We start from the raw sequence: 394 nt of genomic DNA on the forward strand, positions 1-394 counted from the left end.
GGCTTCCGGAAGAAGGTAGGTGTCGAATGCGCGGTATTGGCGACTTTCCGTTACCCAGATGTCTCCGGCACGCAGACGCTCGCGCAGCTGGGTCAGAACACAGAGTTCGTAAGCCTGTCGTATGACTGTTCCCTCTGGCCTGACAAAGCTGTGCCAGGAAGGCGGAATGAAACGGATCGGACAGGAGTCAGGCAAGCGGCGTTTACCGGTCCGATAGAGGTCTCCAATGATCTGCACCGCCTTCAGTAATCCCTGTACCGTGCGACCACCCTGAAACTGGAACGCGTKCAGGAATGGACCAATGGCAGGACGAAGAGAGCGATGCCGGTTGATCAGTTCGGCCGTGCGATCAATGGTCTCTGGAGCTGTCAGGGTTTCAGCCCTGCCGATGGCG

Annotated in this window: 1 pseudogene; it reads right to left on the minus strand. The window is 58.0% G+C overall.

The annotated features are described in order from the left end of the window. A pseudogene (locus tag KP705_RS18760) lies at nucleotides 1-394 on the minus strand (Tn3 family transposase); the annotation flags it as partial.

This window comes from Gluconobacter sp. P1D12_c (assembly GCF_018812105.1).
Taxonomy (GTDB): Bacteria; Pseudomonadota; Alphaproteobacteria; order Acetobacterales; family Acetobacteraceae; genus Gluconobacter; species Gluconobacter oxydans_A.